Genomic DNA, 18,025 nt, shown 5'->3' on the forward strand with positions numbered 1-18,025 from the left:
ATCATGGAGTTAGCAATAAATGGGATTTAAGAAATCACTCGTGGCCTCTATGGTCACTTTAGTCGTCCTTAGCCTGTTGATCTCAAACTGGCTCTCCTATATCCAAATCAAAGAGGCCACCATCGCCGGGGTCAACGACAAGCTCACCAGCGTTACCCGCAATGAGTCCGATAAAGTCGCCACCTGGTTTGGCGCCAAAGCCCAGGCAATGGATCAACTGGCCCGACACTACCACCAAGGGAGCTATCGGGACAGCTACGCCAGCACCGCACGCCTCACCACAGATCTCACCGGGGTCGCCCGCATCTACTTCGGCTTCGATGACGGCAGCGCCTATTCCACAGAGACCAGCGATAAGTGGTTTAACGGCAGAGCGATTGCGGGGAAATACGACCCCAGAACACGCCCCTGGTATCAACAAGGGAAGGCCACCAACCAGCTCGATGTCACCGATATCTATACCGACGATGGTACCGGCAACAAGGTGATCTCCATCTTGAAAAACTTGGGCAATGGCGTGGTTCTGGGCGACATAGAACTCACCTATCTTCATAAGGTTGTTAGCGCGATAGACTATCCGGGCGCGGTAGCCCTTATCACGGATCAGACAGGTAAAGTGCTGGCTTCGGAGTCCCCCCAATTGGTGACCGGCAGCCACTTTAGCGATTTTGGCCTCCCCCAGGTGGAGCAGAAGCTGCTTGGCAATGATGAGATGATGCAGGAATACCGTATTGATGGCGTCGATAAGCTCGCATTCTCTAAAGCAATTCCCTTGGTCAACGGCAAACAGTGGTATCTGCTCATCAGCGTGGATAAGTCGGGCGCCTATGCGGTGGTGGATCAGGCTCTGAAAAACGCCATAATCTCTTCTGCCATCATGTTGCTGTGTGCCATTACTATCTTGCTCGGGGTACTATCTCTGCTTTATCGCCCTATCTTGTCCCTCAAGGTTATGGTCACCGAGTTATCGAAAGGCAATGGCGATCTCACCAAACGGCTCAAGATACACAACCAAGATGATCTGGGGCAAATTTCCCAGGGGATCAATCAGTTTATCGCTAACCTGCAAGCCATGATGCAGGAAGTCATGCAGGCCTCGACACACATCTCAGGTGGCGTTGAACGGCTCAACACAGAAACCGAGACCAATCGCCAGATATTGTCGGCGCACACCAGAGAAACGGAACAAATTGTCGCCGCAGTGGAAGAGATGAGCGCCACAGCCAACGATGTCGCCCAAAATGGCAGCACAACCGCTTCCTTTACTCAGTTGACCAACGAACAGGCTCTGGCATCTAAACTAGTGGTTGCCGAGGCGACCGAAACGGTCAATCGCCTGGTCAGGGAAGTTGAGCATACCGCAAACCAGATAGGTCAAATCGACCGGGATACCACCAATATCACTCAGGTGTTGAAGGTCATCGGCGATATCGCGGATCAGACCAACCTACTGGCGCTCAACGCAGCCATTGAGGCGGCGCGAGCCGGTGAGCAGGGACGAGGGTTCGCCGTGGTGGCCGACGAAGTAAGGGCTCTGGCGGCGCGCACCCAGGACAGCACCGCAGAAATTGAGGTAACGCTGAACAATCTCAGAGAGGCATCCAATAGTGCGATCCACTCGATGGAGAAAACCAAACAAACCTGCCTGAAAACAGCTAAAACCACAGAGAGAGTCGCTACAGACCTCGATACCATAGGCGGGTCGGTCAATCAGATTAACGACCTCAATACTCAGATAGCCACCGCCGCCGAAGAGCAAAGCTCGGTCTCGGCAGAGATTACCCGTAACATGAGCGCTATCTGCGAAATGGCCAACGAGCTGGCTCGCAGCGGTGAAGCCAGCCGTAACGAAACCGCCAACCTGGCCACCGCCAACCAACAGCTGGAACAGATTGTGGGGCAATTTAAACTCAGTTAAACAAGTAGATCACGGGGGCTTACACCCGAAGCCCCCTTTCCCAACGGCAACTGAGACAAACCCTTAAACAAGGTTTAGTATAAAACCGGCTTAAGGGTACTCGTTTAGTCAAACCAACGCTTCAGCGTCTGATCAGCTTCCTGTTTCACCTCGGCGTTCACATAAAGACTCACCATGGCAAGTGCCGCCGCCAAAGCACCGAGATCATCACTGAAACCCACCAAGGGGGTCAGATCCGGAATGGCATCCAAAGGAGTAATAAAATAGGCCAAGGCACCAAATATTGCGGCTTTGGCCCATTTTGGGGTATCTGGCCTCTGGGCGGCGTAGTATAGCCAGAGCGCCTTCTGGACGACTTCCCGACCAGCCTGCTTGGCGTAATCCTTGAGCTTGGCCCAAAAACCACTGTCGCTGTATTGCTCTTGTTCCATCTCACTCTCCACAACCAATAAAGAGGACAGTATTCAACCCTGACCAGGCTAACGTCAAGCATCACTCAAAAGAGTCATTATTGGAATAATCAACCCACTTATTTACCTTTGTGCAACAACCATGATCGGCTGAATGTTGATGCAATAAAAGTAGATAAGAACCCAACAATAACATTCCATAACACATAAAAATTTAATTCAGATAATTACCATCTCATTAATTATCTACAGCAAATATAACTATAAGGTGTAAATTTTTAATACAAGCTATTAAAAACAATAATTTTTTAAATCACCCAGATACATTCCTTAACAACTAATTAGAATTATGACTTGGCTCATACTTTTATTTTTTGCCCAGATATAAACTCGCCATTAAGTTATCACCAGTGCTTTTCTCTAGACGTAACGGAGCAGTATATGAAGAGAAAGTCTAAAATCATGGCGCATATAAGGCGCACCCGACATATCATGATGCCGACCCATCGTGATTATTTTGACCACGCTTTCTTTTTCCCTGCCACAGCCCTCTCCAACTAATGGAGATAGGCTGCTCCGCGCATCCATCTCCTTAGTATCCCCAACACATACAATTAGTTGCTTTTACTCGGCCGGTAATATCCTGCACGCGTATTGGTAAGGCTTTCTTATACCTTATTCTCTGACGAAGCATTCGTCATGGTATCTCTACGCCTTACTGAAATATCGCTGCTTGAATATATCAGCCCAGGGCTGACTTTATCTAAATTTTAATATTGGAATTTATTTTCCGATACGAGCCCTGCTGACTTTTTTAAACAAGGTTATTTTATGAAATCATTAAAAATTGCAGCAAGTTTATCTGTTCGTTCTTGTTTTGATACTGAAAGAGAAGTTGTCAACGTATTAACTACCGATTTTTGCGATATTGGTGCCGTGGTTGTTTCAGTAACAGACGTTAATAACGGCATAGTCGACAAAATCAACAATACAGGCCTAAAGCTACCCATTTTCGTCGCCGTATGTTGTGAAGAAACCTTCCCAGATGATATCTGCTCTGCCATTACCGGCGTATTCGAGCTTTGCGCCAGCAGCAGTACCGCGTTTTACGGCAAACAGGTAGAAACTGCACTCAATAAATATGAGCAAGCGCTGTTGCCGCCTTTCTTCGGCACGCTGAAAAAGTATGTCGATATGGGTAACTCCACCTTTGCTTGCCCCGGACACCAAGGCGGCCAGTTTTTCCGCAAGCACCCGGTTGGCCGCCAGTTTTTTGATTTCTTTGGTGAAACAGTATTCCGCGCCGACATGTGTAACGCCGACGTCAGACTGGGCGACCTGTTGATCCACGAAGGTGCCCCCTGTGATGCCCAGAAGCATGCCGCCAAGGTATTCAATGCCGACAAGACTTACTTTGTCCTCAACGGCACTTCGGCCTCCAACAAGGTGGTGTGTAATGCCCTATTGACCAAGGGCGATCTGGTACTGTTTGACCGCAACAACCATAAGTCAAACCACCACGGCGCGCTGATCCAGGCCGGAGCTACCCCGGTTTATCTGGAAACCGCCCGTAACCCCTTCGGCTTTATCGGCGGTATCGATGCCCATTGTTTCAGCGAAAACTATCTGCGTGAAGAAGTACGCAAGGTTGACCCCAGCCGTGCCGATGCCAAGCGCCCCTTCCGCCTGGCGGTGATCCAGCTGGGTACCTACGACGGCACCATATATAACGCCCGTCAGGTCGTGGACAAGATAGGTCACCTGTGTGACTACATATTGTTTGACTCCGCCTGGGTGGGCTATGAGCAGTTTATCCCCATGATGAACGACTGCTCACCGCTGTTGCTGGAGCTGAGCGCAGAAGATCCGGGGATCCTGGTGACCCAGTCGGTACACAAACAGCAGGCCGGTTTCTCACAAACCTCGCAAATCCACAAGAAAGACAGCCATATCAAAGGCCAGGACAGATACTGCAACCATAAACGTTTCAACAACGCCTTTATGTTGCACGCCTCCACCAGCCCCTTCTACCCGTTGTTTGCCGCACTGGATGTCAACGCCAAGATGCACGAAGGCGCCAGTGGCCGCTTCCTGTGGCGTGAGGCGGTGAAAGCCGGTATCGAAGCCCGTAAACTGCTGCTGAAAAAGTGCAAATATATCAAGCCGTTCATTCCGCCAATGATAGAAGGTACCCCATGGCAGGCTCATGAAACCGAACAGATGGCCGATGACCTGCGCTTCTTCGAATTCGAACCCGGTCAGAAATGGCATGCCTTCGAGGGATATGAGAAAGGCCAATACTTCGTCGACCCTTGTAAGTTCCTGCTGACGACTCCGGGTATCGATGCCGAAACCGGCAAGTACACCAACTTCGGTATTCCGGCGACGATTCTGGCCAACTTCCTGCGTGAAAATAACATCATTCCGGAGAAGTGTGACCTCAACTCGATTCTGTTCCTGATCACCCCGGCCGAAAACATGGCCAAGATGCAGCATCTGGTATCTCAGATTGCCCGCTTCGAGAAACTGGTCGATGAAGATGCGCCGCTGTCTGAAGTGTTGCCCAATGTCTACAACGCCAACAAGGAACGCTATCAGGGTTACACCATACGCCAGCTGTGTCAGGAGATGCATGACCTCTATGTCAGTCATGACGTAAAACAGCTGCAAAAAGAGATGTTCCGTCAGGCTCACTTCCCCAAAGCCATGATGAACCCACAGGAAGCCAACATAGAGTTTATCCGCGGCAATGTGGAGCTGGTGCCCCTGTCACAGGTGGAAGGTCGCATCGCGGCTGAAGGCGCCCTGCCTTATCCACCGGGAGTGCTCTGTGTGGTTCCCGGCGAGATTTGGGGCGGCGCAGTTCAACGTTACTTCCTCGCCCTGGAAGAAGGGATCAATCTGCTGCCGGGTTTCTCACCTGAGCTGCAGGGTGTGTATCTGGAACAAACCCCTGAAGGCCGGCAACAGGCCATGGGCTATGTCCTGAAAGCTTAACCATAAGCGGCGGGGCATGGCGCCCCGCCACCTGGCAACATGACTTAGGTAAATAATTATGAGCAAAGCAAATAATAAAATTGGCGTGGTTCAGCTAACCATACTCACCATAGTGAACATGATGGGCTCAGGTATCATTATGCTGCCAACCCAGCTGGCTCAGGTGGGAACGATTTCAATTCTGTCCTGGTTGGTGACAGCGGCGGGTTCAACGGCATTGGCCTACGCCTTTGCCAAGTGCGGTATGTTCAGCAAAAAATCCGGTGGTATGGGCGGTTATGCCGAGTATGCCTTCGGTCGCAGTGGCAACTTTATGGCCAACTATACCTATGCGGTATCTCTGTTGATCGCCAACGTGGCCATCGCGATTTCCGCTGTGGGTTATGGTGCCGTGCTGTTCGGTGTCGAACTCAGCCCCATAGCCATCTGTCTGTCCACCATAGGTGTGCTCTGGTTGGCCACAGTGGCTAACTTCGGTGGCGCCCGCATCACAGGTCAGGTATCCAGTATCACAGTGTGGGGGATTATCATTCCGGTTATCGGGGTGTCCATCATAGGTTGGTACTGGTTCGATTTAGACCTGTACAAGGCGGCCTGGAACCCCCACGACATGCCATTCTTCAAGGCTCTGGGTGGCTCAATCGCCATGACACTGTGGGCCTTCCTGGGATTGGAATCTGCCTGCGCCAACGCTGAAGCAGTAGAAAACCCAGAGAAAAACGTGCCTATCGCGGTAATGGGCGGCACCATAGGTGCAGCGGTTATCTATATCATCTCTACCAATGTGATCGCCGGTATTGTGCCCAACGGTGAGCTGGCGCTGTCCAATGCACCTTTCGGTCTGGCCTTCGCGCAGATGTTCAACCCCACTATCGGTTCCATTGTCATGGCCTGCGCCATCATCTCTTGTACCGGTTCCCTGCTGGGTTGGCAGTTCACCATCGCCCAGGTGTTCAAGTCATCTGCCGATGAAGGTTTCTTCCCTAAAGCCTTCTCCAAAGTGACCAAGAAAGACGCCCCGGTTGTCGGCATGCTGATCATAGTCTCTATACAAACCGTACTGTCACTGATGACCATCAGCCCCTCACTGAGCAAACAGTTTGAGGCGCTGGTTAACCTGGCCGTGGTCACCAACATCATCCCTTATATCCTTTCCATGGCTGCTCTGGGTGTGATGCAAAAGCAATTGAATATCCCTGTAAAACAAGCCCGAATTGCCAACTTTATGGCCGTAATTGGTGCCCTGTACAGCTTCTATGCCCTCTATAGCTCAGGGGAAACCGCTGTGATGCTGGGGTCTATTGCCACCTTCTTCGGTTGGACCCTGTTCGGCGTCATCTCCAACAAAAATGCCAAACAGCAATTGAAACACGCTTAAGGCGTACGGGCGCGCACTCCCCGGCGTGCGCGCCACCCAAAAGTTAAATCAATAACAATATTGGATGAGGTGGACTATGAACAAGACAATACTGGCGCTGGCAATCCCTGCACTGCTGCTCTGCGGCTCAGCCCAGGCAATCGAGCTGTACAAGGATGACAGCAACAGCTTTGGCATCAGCGGCTGGCTGGGTTTCGCCGCCTACAATGATGGCCACGAGACCTCAGTGATTGACGACACATCAAGAATACGTTTGAGCTTCGAGCGCAAAGAACGCAATGGCTGGACCGCCTATGCCGTCACCGAATGGGGCATCAACATGGTCACCAGTGATGACAATCTGGTGCTACAGGGCGGCAGACTGGCTGCCGAGAAAACCGATGACTTCCTCAACAACCGCCTGGGTTATGTCGGTCTGTCCCACGATACCTGGGGTAGCCTAACCTTCGGGAAACAGTGGGGCGCCTATTATGACGTGGCCGGGACCACAGACTTACCCAATGTCGTGGCCGGTTATGCCGTCGGTGCTTACACCTTCGGTGATGGTGGTCTGACAGGGACCGGGCGCGCCGATGCCGCATTCCAGTACCGCAATGACTTTGGCCCGCTGCATCTGGCACTGCAATACGCCGCCAAGCAAGATGGTGAGGTCTCGGTACAGGACAGCAACGGCGAACCACTGGCCAACTCTGAACTGGACTTTGATTCCAGCTACGGTGCCAGCCTGACCTACAGCGTCACCGACAAGTTCAAGCTGCTGGCCGGCTTCAACCGTGGTGATATCGACGGCCACCTGGAAGGCACTGAACTCAAGGTGACCAACCAGATAATAGGCATAGGTGCCATGTATGGTGACTATTATCACTATGCACCCAACCGTGAAGCCAGCGGTTTGTATGTGGGTTTCAACGCCCACAAGAGTGACAACAACGAACTGGTTGGCGGTGAACTGTACGACGCCACCGGCGCCGAGCTGATGGTTGCCTACCAATACGACAACGGCTTTGTGCCCATCGCCATGTTGAGCTACCTGGATCTGGATACAGATCAACACAGCGCCATTCAAGGGAACTGGCGTCGCCAATTTGCCATGCTGGGTCTGCACTACAGATACAGCAGAGACACAGTGATGTTCTTTGAGGCCAAGCTGGACTTCAGCGACATGGATGACCCGGCCGAAGATGCCGCCCAGGACAATAACTTCGCCGTGGGGATCAACTACTTCTTTTAACTGAACTTCTATAGCGGCACACTCCCGCTCCATTGCTGGCAACCTCCTTTTGCCAGGCACGCTCGGCCACCCTGAACCCACTTCCTTCCAGGGTGGTCTTTTTTATTTGCAACAGCCTAGATTACCGCGCGTTCCGACCGGCTCCGACCAAGAATTCCAAGCGACTGACATCATGGCGCACTTCTGGAAAGCTTAAGCCTAAACCGTTAGGATACTTGCCATCCCGCGGCTTCAGTGGACGCAGCCGCGCCACCGCAAAAAAAGTAGCCAAAGTTATGCCCGCCAAACCATTACTCGCTTACTACCAGGATTGCTATAAGGAAGATTGTGTCGACCTTAATCTGTGGCACCTTGGCAAACTAAACCAGGAAGACAGGCTGTTTATTGAGGGCGAGGACTCGCTGCTTTCGGGTTTCCTGCCAAGACAGCCAATCGCCCATGAAGCCGGGGCGCAACTCCTGCCTAGAATCGCCATGTACCAACGCGAGCGCCAACTGCTTTATGTTTCCCATTTCGTGATCGGCCAGCTAAAGGAAGAGGGACAGACCCGCACTGTACTCAGCCCTCTGGTTTTTAAAGAAGCCCAGTTGGAAGAGGATAACGGCAGCTTCTATGTTTCCCTCAAAGAGGGGGCACTGCAGATTAACGAACCCTTGCTGCGGCTGTTACTGCCGGAAGACACTATGGAAGCCGGCTTGGATGCCATCTTCGCTCCCGAGCGCCCCGACAGCTGGACCTCGCTGTTGAGCCAGAGCCACCAGAACATAGATGCTCTTGGGCTGCTGGGATTTCCCAAACTGACAGGCTATGACAGCCTCGCCCGCCTGACCCGCAAACGTAAGTTAACTCTGGTGCCGGCATCGGCACTGGTGTTTCTGAAACGCCCCAGCGCCAGCCGCGGTATTCTGCATGAGATCTCTGCCATGATGAATGCGGCCGAACTCTCGGCGCCGCTGCAGAATCTGATGGGAGCACAACTGCCCCCCAAGACCGAAGCCAAGCGCCAGCTCAAAAGCCAGTACCTGCCCTGCCTCCTGTCCCGGGCACAGCAGCAAGTGCTGGAAATAGGCGCCGGCCACAGTCTTGGCTGCGTTGTCGGGCCGCCGGGAACCGGCAAGAGCTATACCATAGCCGCCGTCGCGACCGAGCATATGGCCCGGGGCGAGTCTGTGCTGATCGTCGCCAACAACGAGCATGCACTCGATGTTATCAACGACAAGCTTGAGAGCCAGTTCGGGCTCAAGGACATCAGCTTGCGGGCGGGACAAAAGGCCTTCCTGAAACAGCTTAAGGATTATCTCAGCAATCTGCTGGACGGCTATCATTCCCCTGAGTTTACCCCGCCGAGGCAGTTGGAAAGCCAGCTCAATATATTGAACCGGCAACTGGACAACTCAGAACGCCGGCTGCTGCGATTTTTACGTCGCGCCATTCGCCGCGGTCAAAGGCTGCACAAACTGGAACACTCACAGCGGCGCTGGTTGTTACAGCTCTATCTTGCTCTGTTTGGCCACAACATGGAGAACCTGAGCCAACATTGGAACACCCTGGATGAGTTGAACGATAGCCTGACAACCAAAGAGGCGCTGGCAGCCAAGTTACTGCAAAATGTCAAAGCCAGTCGGGTCGCCGATTTGCTGAACAACCACAGGCAACAGCTGCAAACTTTCAATCAGGCGATTCGTTCCCGCACCTCACAGCGGCAGTTTGCACTGTTCGATACCTTGGATTACCAGGTGTTGCAGCAGGCATTTCCCATCTGGCTGGTGAGCCTCAATACCCTACACAAGGTATTGCCATTGCAGCGGGAACTATTCGATCTGGTTATCTTCGATGAAGCCAGCCAGAGCAATATCACCAGCGCCTTACCGGCGCTGTTTCGGGCCAAACGGGCACTGGTGGTCGGCGATGGCAAGCAGCTCAGGCATATCTCCTTCCTGTCCCGCAGCAAAGAGCTGGCGTTGCAACAACTGCATGGCGTTTCCACAGCGCAACCCGGCATCTGCAGCTATCGCGATAAATCAATTTTGGATCTGGTGGCCGAGCAGATAGCCTCCCAGCAGCAGGTCGCCTTTCTCGATGAACACTTTCGCAGCGCTCCCGAGCTTATCAGCTTCAGCAACTCGCAGTTTTATCAGCAGCGGCTGCGGATAATGCAGCACAGACCCTGTACCAGCAGCGGCCATCTGCATCTGCACTCAGTGATGGGCGAGCGCAGTGAACAGGGAGTCAACCAGGCTGAAATCAGTGCACTGTGCAACCTGATAAGGCAGCAGATAGACACCTGCGAGCAAGCGGGAATGACCAAGTCGCTGGGAGTGTTATCGCCTTTTAGGGCTCAGGCCGATGCGCTGGCCGATGCTTTGTTCAAACAGTTTTCCGCCACCGAACTGGAAAAGTATCGCCTGCGGGCCGACACCCCCTTTGGTTTTCAGGGGGAGGAGCGCGACATCATGTATCTCTCCTTCGCCGTTGACCCACAGAGCAAGAGAGCCGCGGTATACCTCAACCGTGAAGATGTGTTCAATGTGGCCATCACCCGCGCCCGGGAACAACAGCACCTGTTTGTTTCGGTAGCGGCCCAAGAACTGCCGAGTCATTCCTTGCTGCGCCGTTATCTGGAATCCAGCCGTCAATTCAATGCTCGGCACAGGCAAAATGATCACCTTGATAAGTTTCAGCGCCAGCTCTGTGACGCCTTGGCCGGGCACAATATCGAAACCTGGCCAGGCTATGAGCTAGCCGGCACAGAGGTGGATATCCTCTGCCGCTGGCAGGGCGAGTATCTGGCGCTGGATCTCATCGGCTTTCCCGGCCCCTGGATGGACTTTTTTGAACTGGACACATACAAGATACTGCAGCGGGCCAAGGTGCCCATGTTGCCCATCAGCTATGGACTCTGGTTGAAAAATCCCGGTGCCTGTATCGAGCGCATTCGCACTAAGCTGACTCGGGAACCCCAGAGTTAACAATCATCAGAAGCGGTTTTGGCGGCCGCAAGCGAACCCAAACGGGGATGACGCAGCAGCAGTAACCATAAGGTCATCCCCAAACAAAGCACGCCGGCCCAAAACATGGCGACCCCAAAGCCGGCGGCAACCGCCTGATGATTTATCGCCGCTATCCCACTCGGTTCAAACTGTCCCCCACTTTCAGTCTCTTTGGCCATGTAGATGACCCGACTCATCAAGGTGCCCAAGAGGGCGATCCCCAAGGTCATACCCGTCTGCCTCACGGCATTCATGGTGGCCGAAGCCATGCCCGAGCGCTGAGCCCCGACACTGGCCATCACCAGCTCACTGGTTGCCGGTACCGCCAGCCCCATTCCCAAACCAAGCAGGGCAAGATAGCCAGCCGTCAGAAAATAAGCCGCTTCCGCTTGCAGGTTTGACAGCAACATGAGCGCCAAAGCCATCAATCCATACCCCAGACTCATCAGTCGCCTGACTCCAAAGTTCGCCGCCAGGCGGCCAAACCCCATGGCCGCCACAGCCATGGCGATAAACTCGGGCGCCATCCGCCAACCGGCCTCGGCAGCATCCCAACGCTGCGCTTCCTGAAAAAACAGCGACATAAAAAACACGCTGCTGTAGGCAGAAAAGCCCAACACAAAGGAAGCCGAGTTATAGCAACTAAAGTCCCGCTGCCGAAACAGCTTCAGCGGCAGCAGTGGCCGCTGCGCCTTAAGTTCAACCCGGATAAAGACCGCAAACAAAATGGCGGCCAACAGCAGCGGCACCAAGGTGTGATAACTCAACCAATCATGCTCACCCAAGCCGATAAGGCCATAGGTCAGTCCCCCAAGGAAAAGTATGCTGAGCAACTGCCCGGCAAAATCCAGTGCCGCCTGTTCCGGGTCGGCACTCTCGTCCAGCCCCCAAGCCCCCAGCAGTAATGCGATGAAGCCTATGGGGACATTGATCCAGAAAATGCTCTGCCAACCCACATGCTGCACCAGCAAACCGCCGACTATCGGCCCCAGTATCAGAGACAGGGCGCTGACCGATGACCAGATGCCTATCGCGCGGGTGCGGGCGCCAACGTCAGAAAAGGCGTGGGTCAACAGAGACAGGGCTCCCGGGATAACGGCGGCACCAGCAATCCCTTGAATCACCCTTCCCAGGAGTAACAGCCACAGAGAGTCTGCCATGGCGCAGGCGATTGAACCCAGAGTGAACAGCACGACCCCGCAGAGCCACAACAACTTGCGGCCAAAACGGTCCCCCAGCGGCCCAGAAGAAAGAATTAAAGCCGATAAACACAGGGCATAAGCGTTCACCACCCATTGGGAATCCGCCATGCTGATTGCCAACTCCTGTTTCATGGTCGGCAAGGCAACATTGACTATGCTGATATCCAGAGTCGCCATAAAAGTGCCCAGACAGATGGCCGCAAGCAGAGCGACCTGACGCAGAGAAGACATGCTGTTCCTCATTGAAGCTCAGTCATTATTGAGAATAATTCTCAATATAGATTTCGACCGACCGTCGGTCAATGACATTTACAATCACTGGATAGCCGGCATCTGGCCTTGGATCAGCACTTTAGGTAGGATGAATGCCGATTCTGACCTGAGGAAGGTGCGAACAAATCCCATGTGTGCTCTGCGTCGGCTTACTGGCTTGGATGCAAGGCGTGGTTCGCAGCAAATGGCCCTAGTCCTTTGCAAGAAGCACAACACCGCAGGCAGGCCTGTAAGCCACGCCCTTCGGGGCTTTCACAGCAACCGGCTCTCTGCGTTATCCGACTTCGACAGGCCCCGGCATGCCTTCAGTCAGATGCCTTGAACGCCAATTGCTGTGTAAGCCAGAGTGCCACGAGGACTTATTCGCACCTTCCTTATGCTTGATTCACTCGGCGAGTATGAAAGAATTTGGCGGCCAATCGACCAAGAAAAACATTATCCTGGCCGACGCAGTTTCCTGGCAGATCAAACTTCTTATATTGAGTGGTATGGCTAATGACAAATAACAGCACCCCGGGGGCTCCACGCACTAAACCGGCAGAGGTTCGTCTCGATGAACTCATGGATGCGGCACAGAAGTTATTTATTGAGAAGGGGTTTGAAGCCACTACAGTCAGCGATATAGTGCGCGAGGCCAAGGTCGCCAAGGGGACTTTTTACCACTACTTCAATGCCAAGCCGGAGATACTCTCGGCTCTGCGGCAACGCTTTAGCCGGCATTTTGTCGAGCAGGTGCAACTGGCAATGGATGCCTGCGATAGCGATGACTGGCCGACACGACTGGATGTTTGGTGCCGGGCCAGTGTCAACGCCTATCTGGCCGGTATAGAGCTGCACGACCTGCTCTTCCATGACAACTATTACCACGGTCACGGCAACAGCGAGCGGGATCGGGTGTTGGCGCAGATTATTGAGCTTTTGCTAAGCGGCAAGCGCCATGGCGCCTGGCAGTTGGAAAGGCCAGAGCTGAGCGCCATCATCCTCTATCACGGCATGCATGGCGCGGTAGACAACGCCATGCATAACGGCATCAAGGACCGCCAAGCGACGGCGAAACAACTCGGCGAAGCTCTGTCACTGGAATTCCGGCGTCTGCTGGGCTGTTAACCTACGCAGCCCTTGTTTAGAACAAAGGCTTGCTGCCGCCCTCTATCGTCTTGGCTTTTTACTTTGACTTCTTACTCTGGCCCTGACTTTTGCCCTGATTTTTACCCTGAGCATGGCTTTGTGCATGGCCAAAGACGGGCCTGGCTCCGGGTCTGGCTCTGCCACTGCCGGGCTTGGAGCCTTTAGCTTTTGTCGGTTGGCCTGTTGTGTGGTCGCCGCCCTTGCCTTTTCCGGCCTTGTTACCGCCTTTGGCCCCTTCGGTGGACTTACCCTTGGCGGCTTTGCCGCTGCGCTCTGCAAACTGATTGTCGCTGAAACGGGTGAGTCCCTGGCGACCCTTGTCGGCCCCCTTGCGGTTATGCTTACCGGCCCAGGCTTCGGCGCGGCCTTCCGGGGGCACCAGATGCTGTGGCCCGGTGCCGATAAGATGCTGTTTCCCCATGGCGATAAGCGCCTCGCGGATCAGCGGCCAACCTGCGCTGTCGTGGTAACGCAGCAAGGCCTTGTGCAGTCGCCGCTGACGCCCCTTCTTGGCCACCGGCACCTGTTCGCTGCTGTGTTTGACGTTTTTCAACGAGTTCAGCTCTGTGTGGTAGATGGTCGTGGCATTAGCCATAGGCGATGGGTAGAAGTTCTGCACCTGATCCAGCTTAAACTTACGCTCTTTGAGCCACAGCGCCAGGTTGAGCATGTCCTCGTCCGTGGTGCCCGGGTGAGCGGAAATAAAATAGGGGATCAGATACTGCTGCTTACCCGCTTCGGCCGAGTATTGGTCGAACAGCTCCTTGAACTTGTCGTAGGTGCCCATACCTGGCTTCATCATCTTGGATAAAGGCCCCTCTTCGGTATGTTCCGGCGCTATCTTGAGATAGCCACCCACATGGTGCTTGGCCAGCTCTTTAACGTAACGCGGATCTTCAATCGCCAGGTCATACCGCACGCCGGAGGCGATCAGCACCTTCTTGATCCCGGGAACATCCCGGGCGGCGCGGTACAGATCTATGGTGTGCTGATGATCTGTGTCCAAATGGCCACAGATGCCGGGAAAGACACAGGATAAGCGCCGACAGGTCTTTTCGGCCTTTTCGCTCTTGCAGCCGAGGCGATACATGTTGGCCGTTGGGCCGCCGAGATCGGAAATCACCCCGGTAAAGCCGGGCACTTTCTGCTGTATATCTTTAATTTCTTTGATAATGGATTCTTTCGAGCGGCTCTGGATAATGCGCCCTTCATGCTCGGTTATCGAGCAAAATGAGCAGCCACCGAAACAGCCTCGCATGATATTGATTGAGGTCTTGATCATGTCGTAGGCCGGGATCTTGGCCTTGCCGTAAACCGGGTGTGGCACCCTGGCGTAAGGCAAGTCGAATACCGCATCCATCTCATCTGTGTTGAGCGGCCAGGCCGGTGGGTTGACCCAAACACCACGGTCGCCGTGGGGCTGGAACAGGGCTCTGGCACAACCTGGGTTCTGCTCCTGATGCAAAATCCTCGATGCATGGGCGTACAGGTATCTGTCTTCACTCACCCGCTCGAAGGCCGGCAGCAACACATAGGTCTGCTCCCAGGGTCTTGGCTTGGGTGGCTGCACACTGATGGGCTTGGGAGCATCGTTGTCGAAGATCTTCTTGTCAGATGGCCCGGACAAGTTCTGGCAGCCGACATCATCGGCGCCATAGGGATTGGGGATGGGGTCAATTTTATGCAACTGATCTATCTTGCGCGAGTCCATGCCGCGCCATTCTGGCAGTGGCTCTTTTCGGATAACCGCTGTGCCACGGATATTCTGCATCTGCGCCATGGTTTCACCCTTGGCGAGACGGTGCGCCACTTCCACCAGCGGCCGCTCGGCATTGCCGTAGATCAGGATATCGGCCTTGGCATCAAAAATCACACTGCGGCGCACTTTGTCGGACCAATAGTCATAGTGGGCAATCCGCCGCAGGCTGGCCTCGATACCGCCTATGACCACGGGCACCTCTTTAAAGGCTTCCTTACAGCGTTGGGTATATACAGTCACGGCGCGATCCGGGCGCTTGCCGCCTTCATTGCCTGCGGTATAGGCATCGTCGTGGCGCAGTTTACGATCGGCTGTATAACGGTTGATCATCGAATCCATATTGCCGGCAGTGACCCCGAAAAACAGATTCGGCTTACCCAGGCTCATAAAGGCCTCTTTGCTGGACCAATCCGGCTGCGAGATGATCCCCACTCTGAATCCCTGCGCTTCCAGCAAACGGCCAATCACCGCCATGCCGAAACTGGGGTGATCCACATAGGCATCACCGGTCACCAGGATCACATCACAGCTGTCCCATCCCAGTTGTTCCATCTCCTTACGGGACATGGGCAGAAAGGGGGCCGTGCCGTAACACTCGGCCCAATACTTGGGATACTGAAATAAGCTGGATTCGACTTGCATTTGAGACTGACCATCAGAGGATTCGACACACGGCAGCCACGCTGCCTCAGGGCCGCGGAGTATAACAGGCTAGCCGGGTTAAGTGTGACTGATTTTTCACCAACTGCCGACTATTTGTACCCCTTGCTTGTGCCTGCAAGCCAAGGCCCTACTTAGATTGTGGCTTCTCTCGGGTTCAGAGCAGCAAGCGCCCCACATACTGCCAGAGATTAAACAGCGCCAGCACAAGTATGCTTATCCAGGTGAACAAGGTGCCGAGGAATCGGCCCGGGTGGTAACCGCCCTTACCCTGGGTCAGACCTATGGCATGCAGCAATCTGGCCACCAGCCAAATCGTCCCCAGTAGATGTAACCAAACGCCGGCCATGCCGTTGGCTTCGGCCAGCACTAAAAGCAGCAAGGCTATCGGGGCATTTTCCAGCAGGTTACCGTGCACCCGGTTGGCCAGATACAGTGCATCGTTACCACCATCGCCCAGGCCTATCTTGTAAGCACGGCGCAGCCCTACCACCCGGTAGGCCAAAACCAAGACCAAAAGCCCCGTCAGAGCGGCATAAAAACCCGATATAAACAATGACATAATTTCAAACTCTCCTTTTTAACCTTCTCTATTCAGCCCCTATTGGCCCCACAAAATCCAGGTGCGCACACCAACCTTAACGCAACAAGCTTGCACTTAGGCTCACATAAAGGAAATAATTTTTAAAATGTCATTAACCGGATTCACTACCCTTGCTGTAGAATCCGCGCGGGCCAAAAGCCGTCCATCCAATCAAGGGCACAGTGGGAAACCGAGTGGATAATCAAGAATTCATTGAAAAGCGCCGTTTTATCATCAAGTTGGGTAAGGCTCTGCATAAATTCGGCACCCCGGCTTATCGGCTCGAAACCCACTTGCAGACAGTGGCCAAGACGCTCGGCATCGAAGGCTATTTTCTGATCTCCCCCACTTCGATGACCTTTGTGCTACAGCACGACACAGATCAGGAATACAACCATGTTGCCAGGGTCAAACCCGGCGAGCTGGATCTGGGTTCGCTGGCCCGCACCGACGCCCTGGTGCAGGAACTGAGCCTGGGGCAACGCAGCCTGAGTGAAGCGCTGGAACGGCTGGATGAGATAGCCAACAAGCCCAATCCCTATGGCCCTATGTTAACCCTGGGCGCCTTTGGTACCTCGGCCGCCGCCTTTGCCATGCTGATGGGCAGCAGCTGGAATGATGTATTCTGGTCGGCCTTGATAGGCATGCTGGTCTATGGCTTGGTATTCAGCGCCGAGCGCTCGCGAAGGATGGCCGAACTGCTGGAACCCCTGGCCGCCATGCTGGCCGGTTTCGCCGCCTGCGGCCTGGCGCAACTGGATGCCGGGCTGAATATCCCTGTGGTGGTGCTGTCGGGGATCATCGTCTTTATTCCCGGCCTGGCACTGACCCTGGGCCTGGCCGAACTGGCGGCAAGGGATCTTATGTCAGGCACCATGAGGATCATGGATGCGGTAATGCTGCTGTTCAAGCTCTACTTCGGTGCCGTACTCGGCGTGGCAATAGGCAATGCCCTGTTCGGAGAATCCCTCTATATCGAACCCATGCCACTGCCTCGCTGGGCCATCTGGTCGGCAGTGCCCATCCTCTCCATGGCGCTGGTGTTTATCTTCAAGGCCAGGCTCAAAGATGCCCCTTGGGGCGTACTGGCGGGTATTGTGGCCTTCTTCTCTGCCATGTTCGGCGGCCTCTATCTGGGGGATTCTCTGGGGATCTTCTTCGGCGCCCTGGCCGTGGGTATTTACGCCAACCTGTTTGCCCGCTGGATGAAGGCACCGGCCTCCATTGCCCTGCTGCAGGGGATAGTCATCCTGGTGCCTGGCTCCAAGACCTATATCGGCCTCAATGTGCTGATCTCGGGTGAAACCATGTTGAACCAGTCGCATCTGGGGTCGCAGATCTTTCTGATCTTTATGTCGCTGATCGCCGGGCTCATCTTCTCCAACGTGGTGGTGCCGCCGAGAAATACTCTCTAAACACAGCTGCCGTGGGCATTCGCGCCGGGAAAAGATAGTTTATTACAAGCTAAATCATTACTTTATTTCGACGGTCGCCTT

12 protein-coding genes are annotated in these 18,025 nt (G+C 54.0%); 8 read left to right on the forward strand and 4 right to left on the reverse strand.

The annotated features are described in order from the left end of the window. Positions 1-19: 19 nt before the first annotated feature. A complete protein-coding gene (locus SIL79_RS05415; protein ID WP_039035842.1) occupies positions 20-1,918 on the forward strand; it encodes a methyl-accepting chemotaxis protein in 1,899 nt (632 codons plus the stop codon). A 104-nt stretch (positions 1,919-2,022) separates the two neighbouring features. Here the strand turns inward: SIL79_RS05415 and SIL79_RS05420 are convergent, their stop codons facing one another. After that, positions 2,023-2,349 carry a YkvA family protein gene (locus tag SIL79_RS05420; RefSeq protein ID WP_039035843.1) on the reverse strand — a complete coding sequence of 109 codons (327 nt, stop codon included), beginning with the start codon at positions 2,347-2,349 and terminating at the stop codon, positions 2,023-2,025. 441 nt (positions 2,350-2,790) lie between these two features. Here SIL79_RS05420 and speFL point away from each other — a divergent pair, with 441 nt between their 5' ends. The 5 genes from speFL (at position 2,791) to SIL79_RS05440 (ending at position 10,903) form a co-directional block, all read left to right on the forward strand. After that, positions 2,791-2,889 (forward strand): leader peptide SpeFL, encoded by a 99-nt coding sequence (gene speFL / locus SIL79_RS20665; protein ID WP_405130428.1) that lies wholly within the window; start codon positions 2,791-2,793, stop codon positions 2,887-2,889. 270 nt (positions 2,890-3,159) lie between these two features. After that, the gene (speF, locus tag SIL79_RS05425) at positions 3,160-5,325 is read left to right on the forward strand and encodes an ornithine decarboxylase SpeF (protein ID WP_039035844.1); all 2,166 of its coding nucleotides are present in this window, start codon (positions 3,160-3,162) and stop codon (positions 5,323-5,325) included. Between the two features lie 58 nt (positions 5,326-5,383). Then, positions 5,384-6,703, forward strand: coding sequence for a putrescine-ornithine antiporter (potE, locus tag SIL79_RS05430; protein ID WP_039035845.1), 1,320 nt, complete (start codon positions 5,384-5,386; stop codon positions 6,701-6,703). A 76-nt stretch (positions 6,704-6,779) separates the two neighbouring features. After that, positions 6,780-7,934, forward strand: coding sequence for a porin (locus tag SIL79_RS05435; protein ID WP_039035846.1), 1,155 nt, complete (start codon positions 6,780-6,782; stop codon positions 7,932-7,934). Between the two features lie 275 nt (positions 7,935-8,209). Next, positions 8,210-10,903 carry a DEAD/DEAH box helicase gene (locus tag SIL79_RS05440; RefSeq protein ID WP_233963009.1) on the forward strand — a complete coding sequence of 898 codons (2,694 nt, stop codon included), beginning with the start codon at positions 8,210-8,212 and terminating at the stop codon, positions 10,901-10,903. On the opposite strand, the gene SIL79_RS05445 is transcribed toward SIL79_RS05440, so the two are convergent. Beyond that, complete coding sequence (locus SIL79_RS05445; protein ID WP_233963008.1) at positions 10,900-12,357, reverse strand: MFS transporter; 1,458 nt, start codon at positions 12,355-12,357, stop codon at positions 10,900-10,902. The two genes, SIL79_RS05440 and SIL79_RS05445, sit on opposite strands and share 4 nt — an antisense overlap. 537 nt (positions 12,358-12,894) lie before the next feature. Here SIL79_RS05445 and SIL79_RS05450 point away from each other — a divergent pair. Then, positions 12,895-13,506 (forward strand): TetR/AcrR family transcriptional regulator, encoded by a 612-nt coding sequence (locus SIL79_RS05450; protein WP_233963007.1) that lies wholly within the window; start codon positions 12,895-12,897, stop codon positions 13,504-13,506. A gap of 58 nt (positions 13,507-13,564) precedes the next feature. Here the strand turns inward: SIL79_RS05450 and SIL79_RS05455 are convergent, their stop codons facing one another. Further along, the gene (locus tag SIL79_RS05455) at positions 13,565-15,928 is read right to left on the reverse strand and encodes a YgiQ family radical SAM protein (protein WP_319619053.1); all 2,364 of its coding nucleotides are present in this window, start codon (positions 15,926-15,928) and stop codon (positions 13,565-13,567) included. Between the two features lie 175 nt (positions 15,929-16,103). Further along, positions 16,104-16,508, reverse strand: coding sequence for an MAPEG family protein (locus SIL79_RS05460; RefSeq protein WP_039035849.1), 405 nt, complete (start codon positions 16,506-16,508; stop codon positions 16,104-16,106). A gap of 215 nt (positions 16,509-16,723) precedes the next feature. Between SIL79_RS05460 and SIL79_RS05465 the strand changes: the two genes are divergently transcribed. Continuing rightward, complete coding sequence (locus SIL79_RS05465) at positions 16,724-17,944, forward strand: threonine/serine exporter family protein (protein WP_025889321.1); 1,221 nt, start codon at positions 16,724-16,726, stop codon at positions 17,942-17,944. Positions 17,945-18,025 lie beyond the last annotated feature (81 nt).

This window comes from Shewanella indica (assembly GCF_033842865.1).
Lineage (GTDB): Bacteria > Pseudomonadota > Gammaproteobacteria > Enterobacterales > Shewanellaceae > Shewanella > Shewanella indica.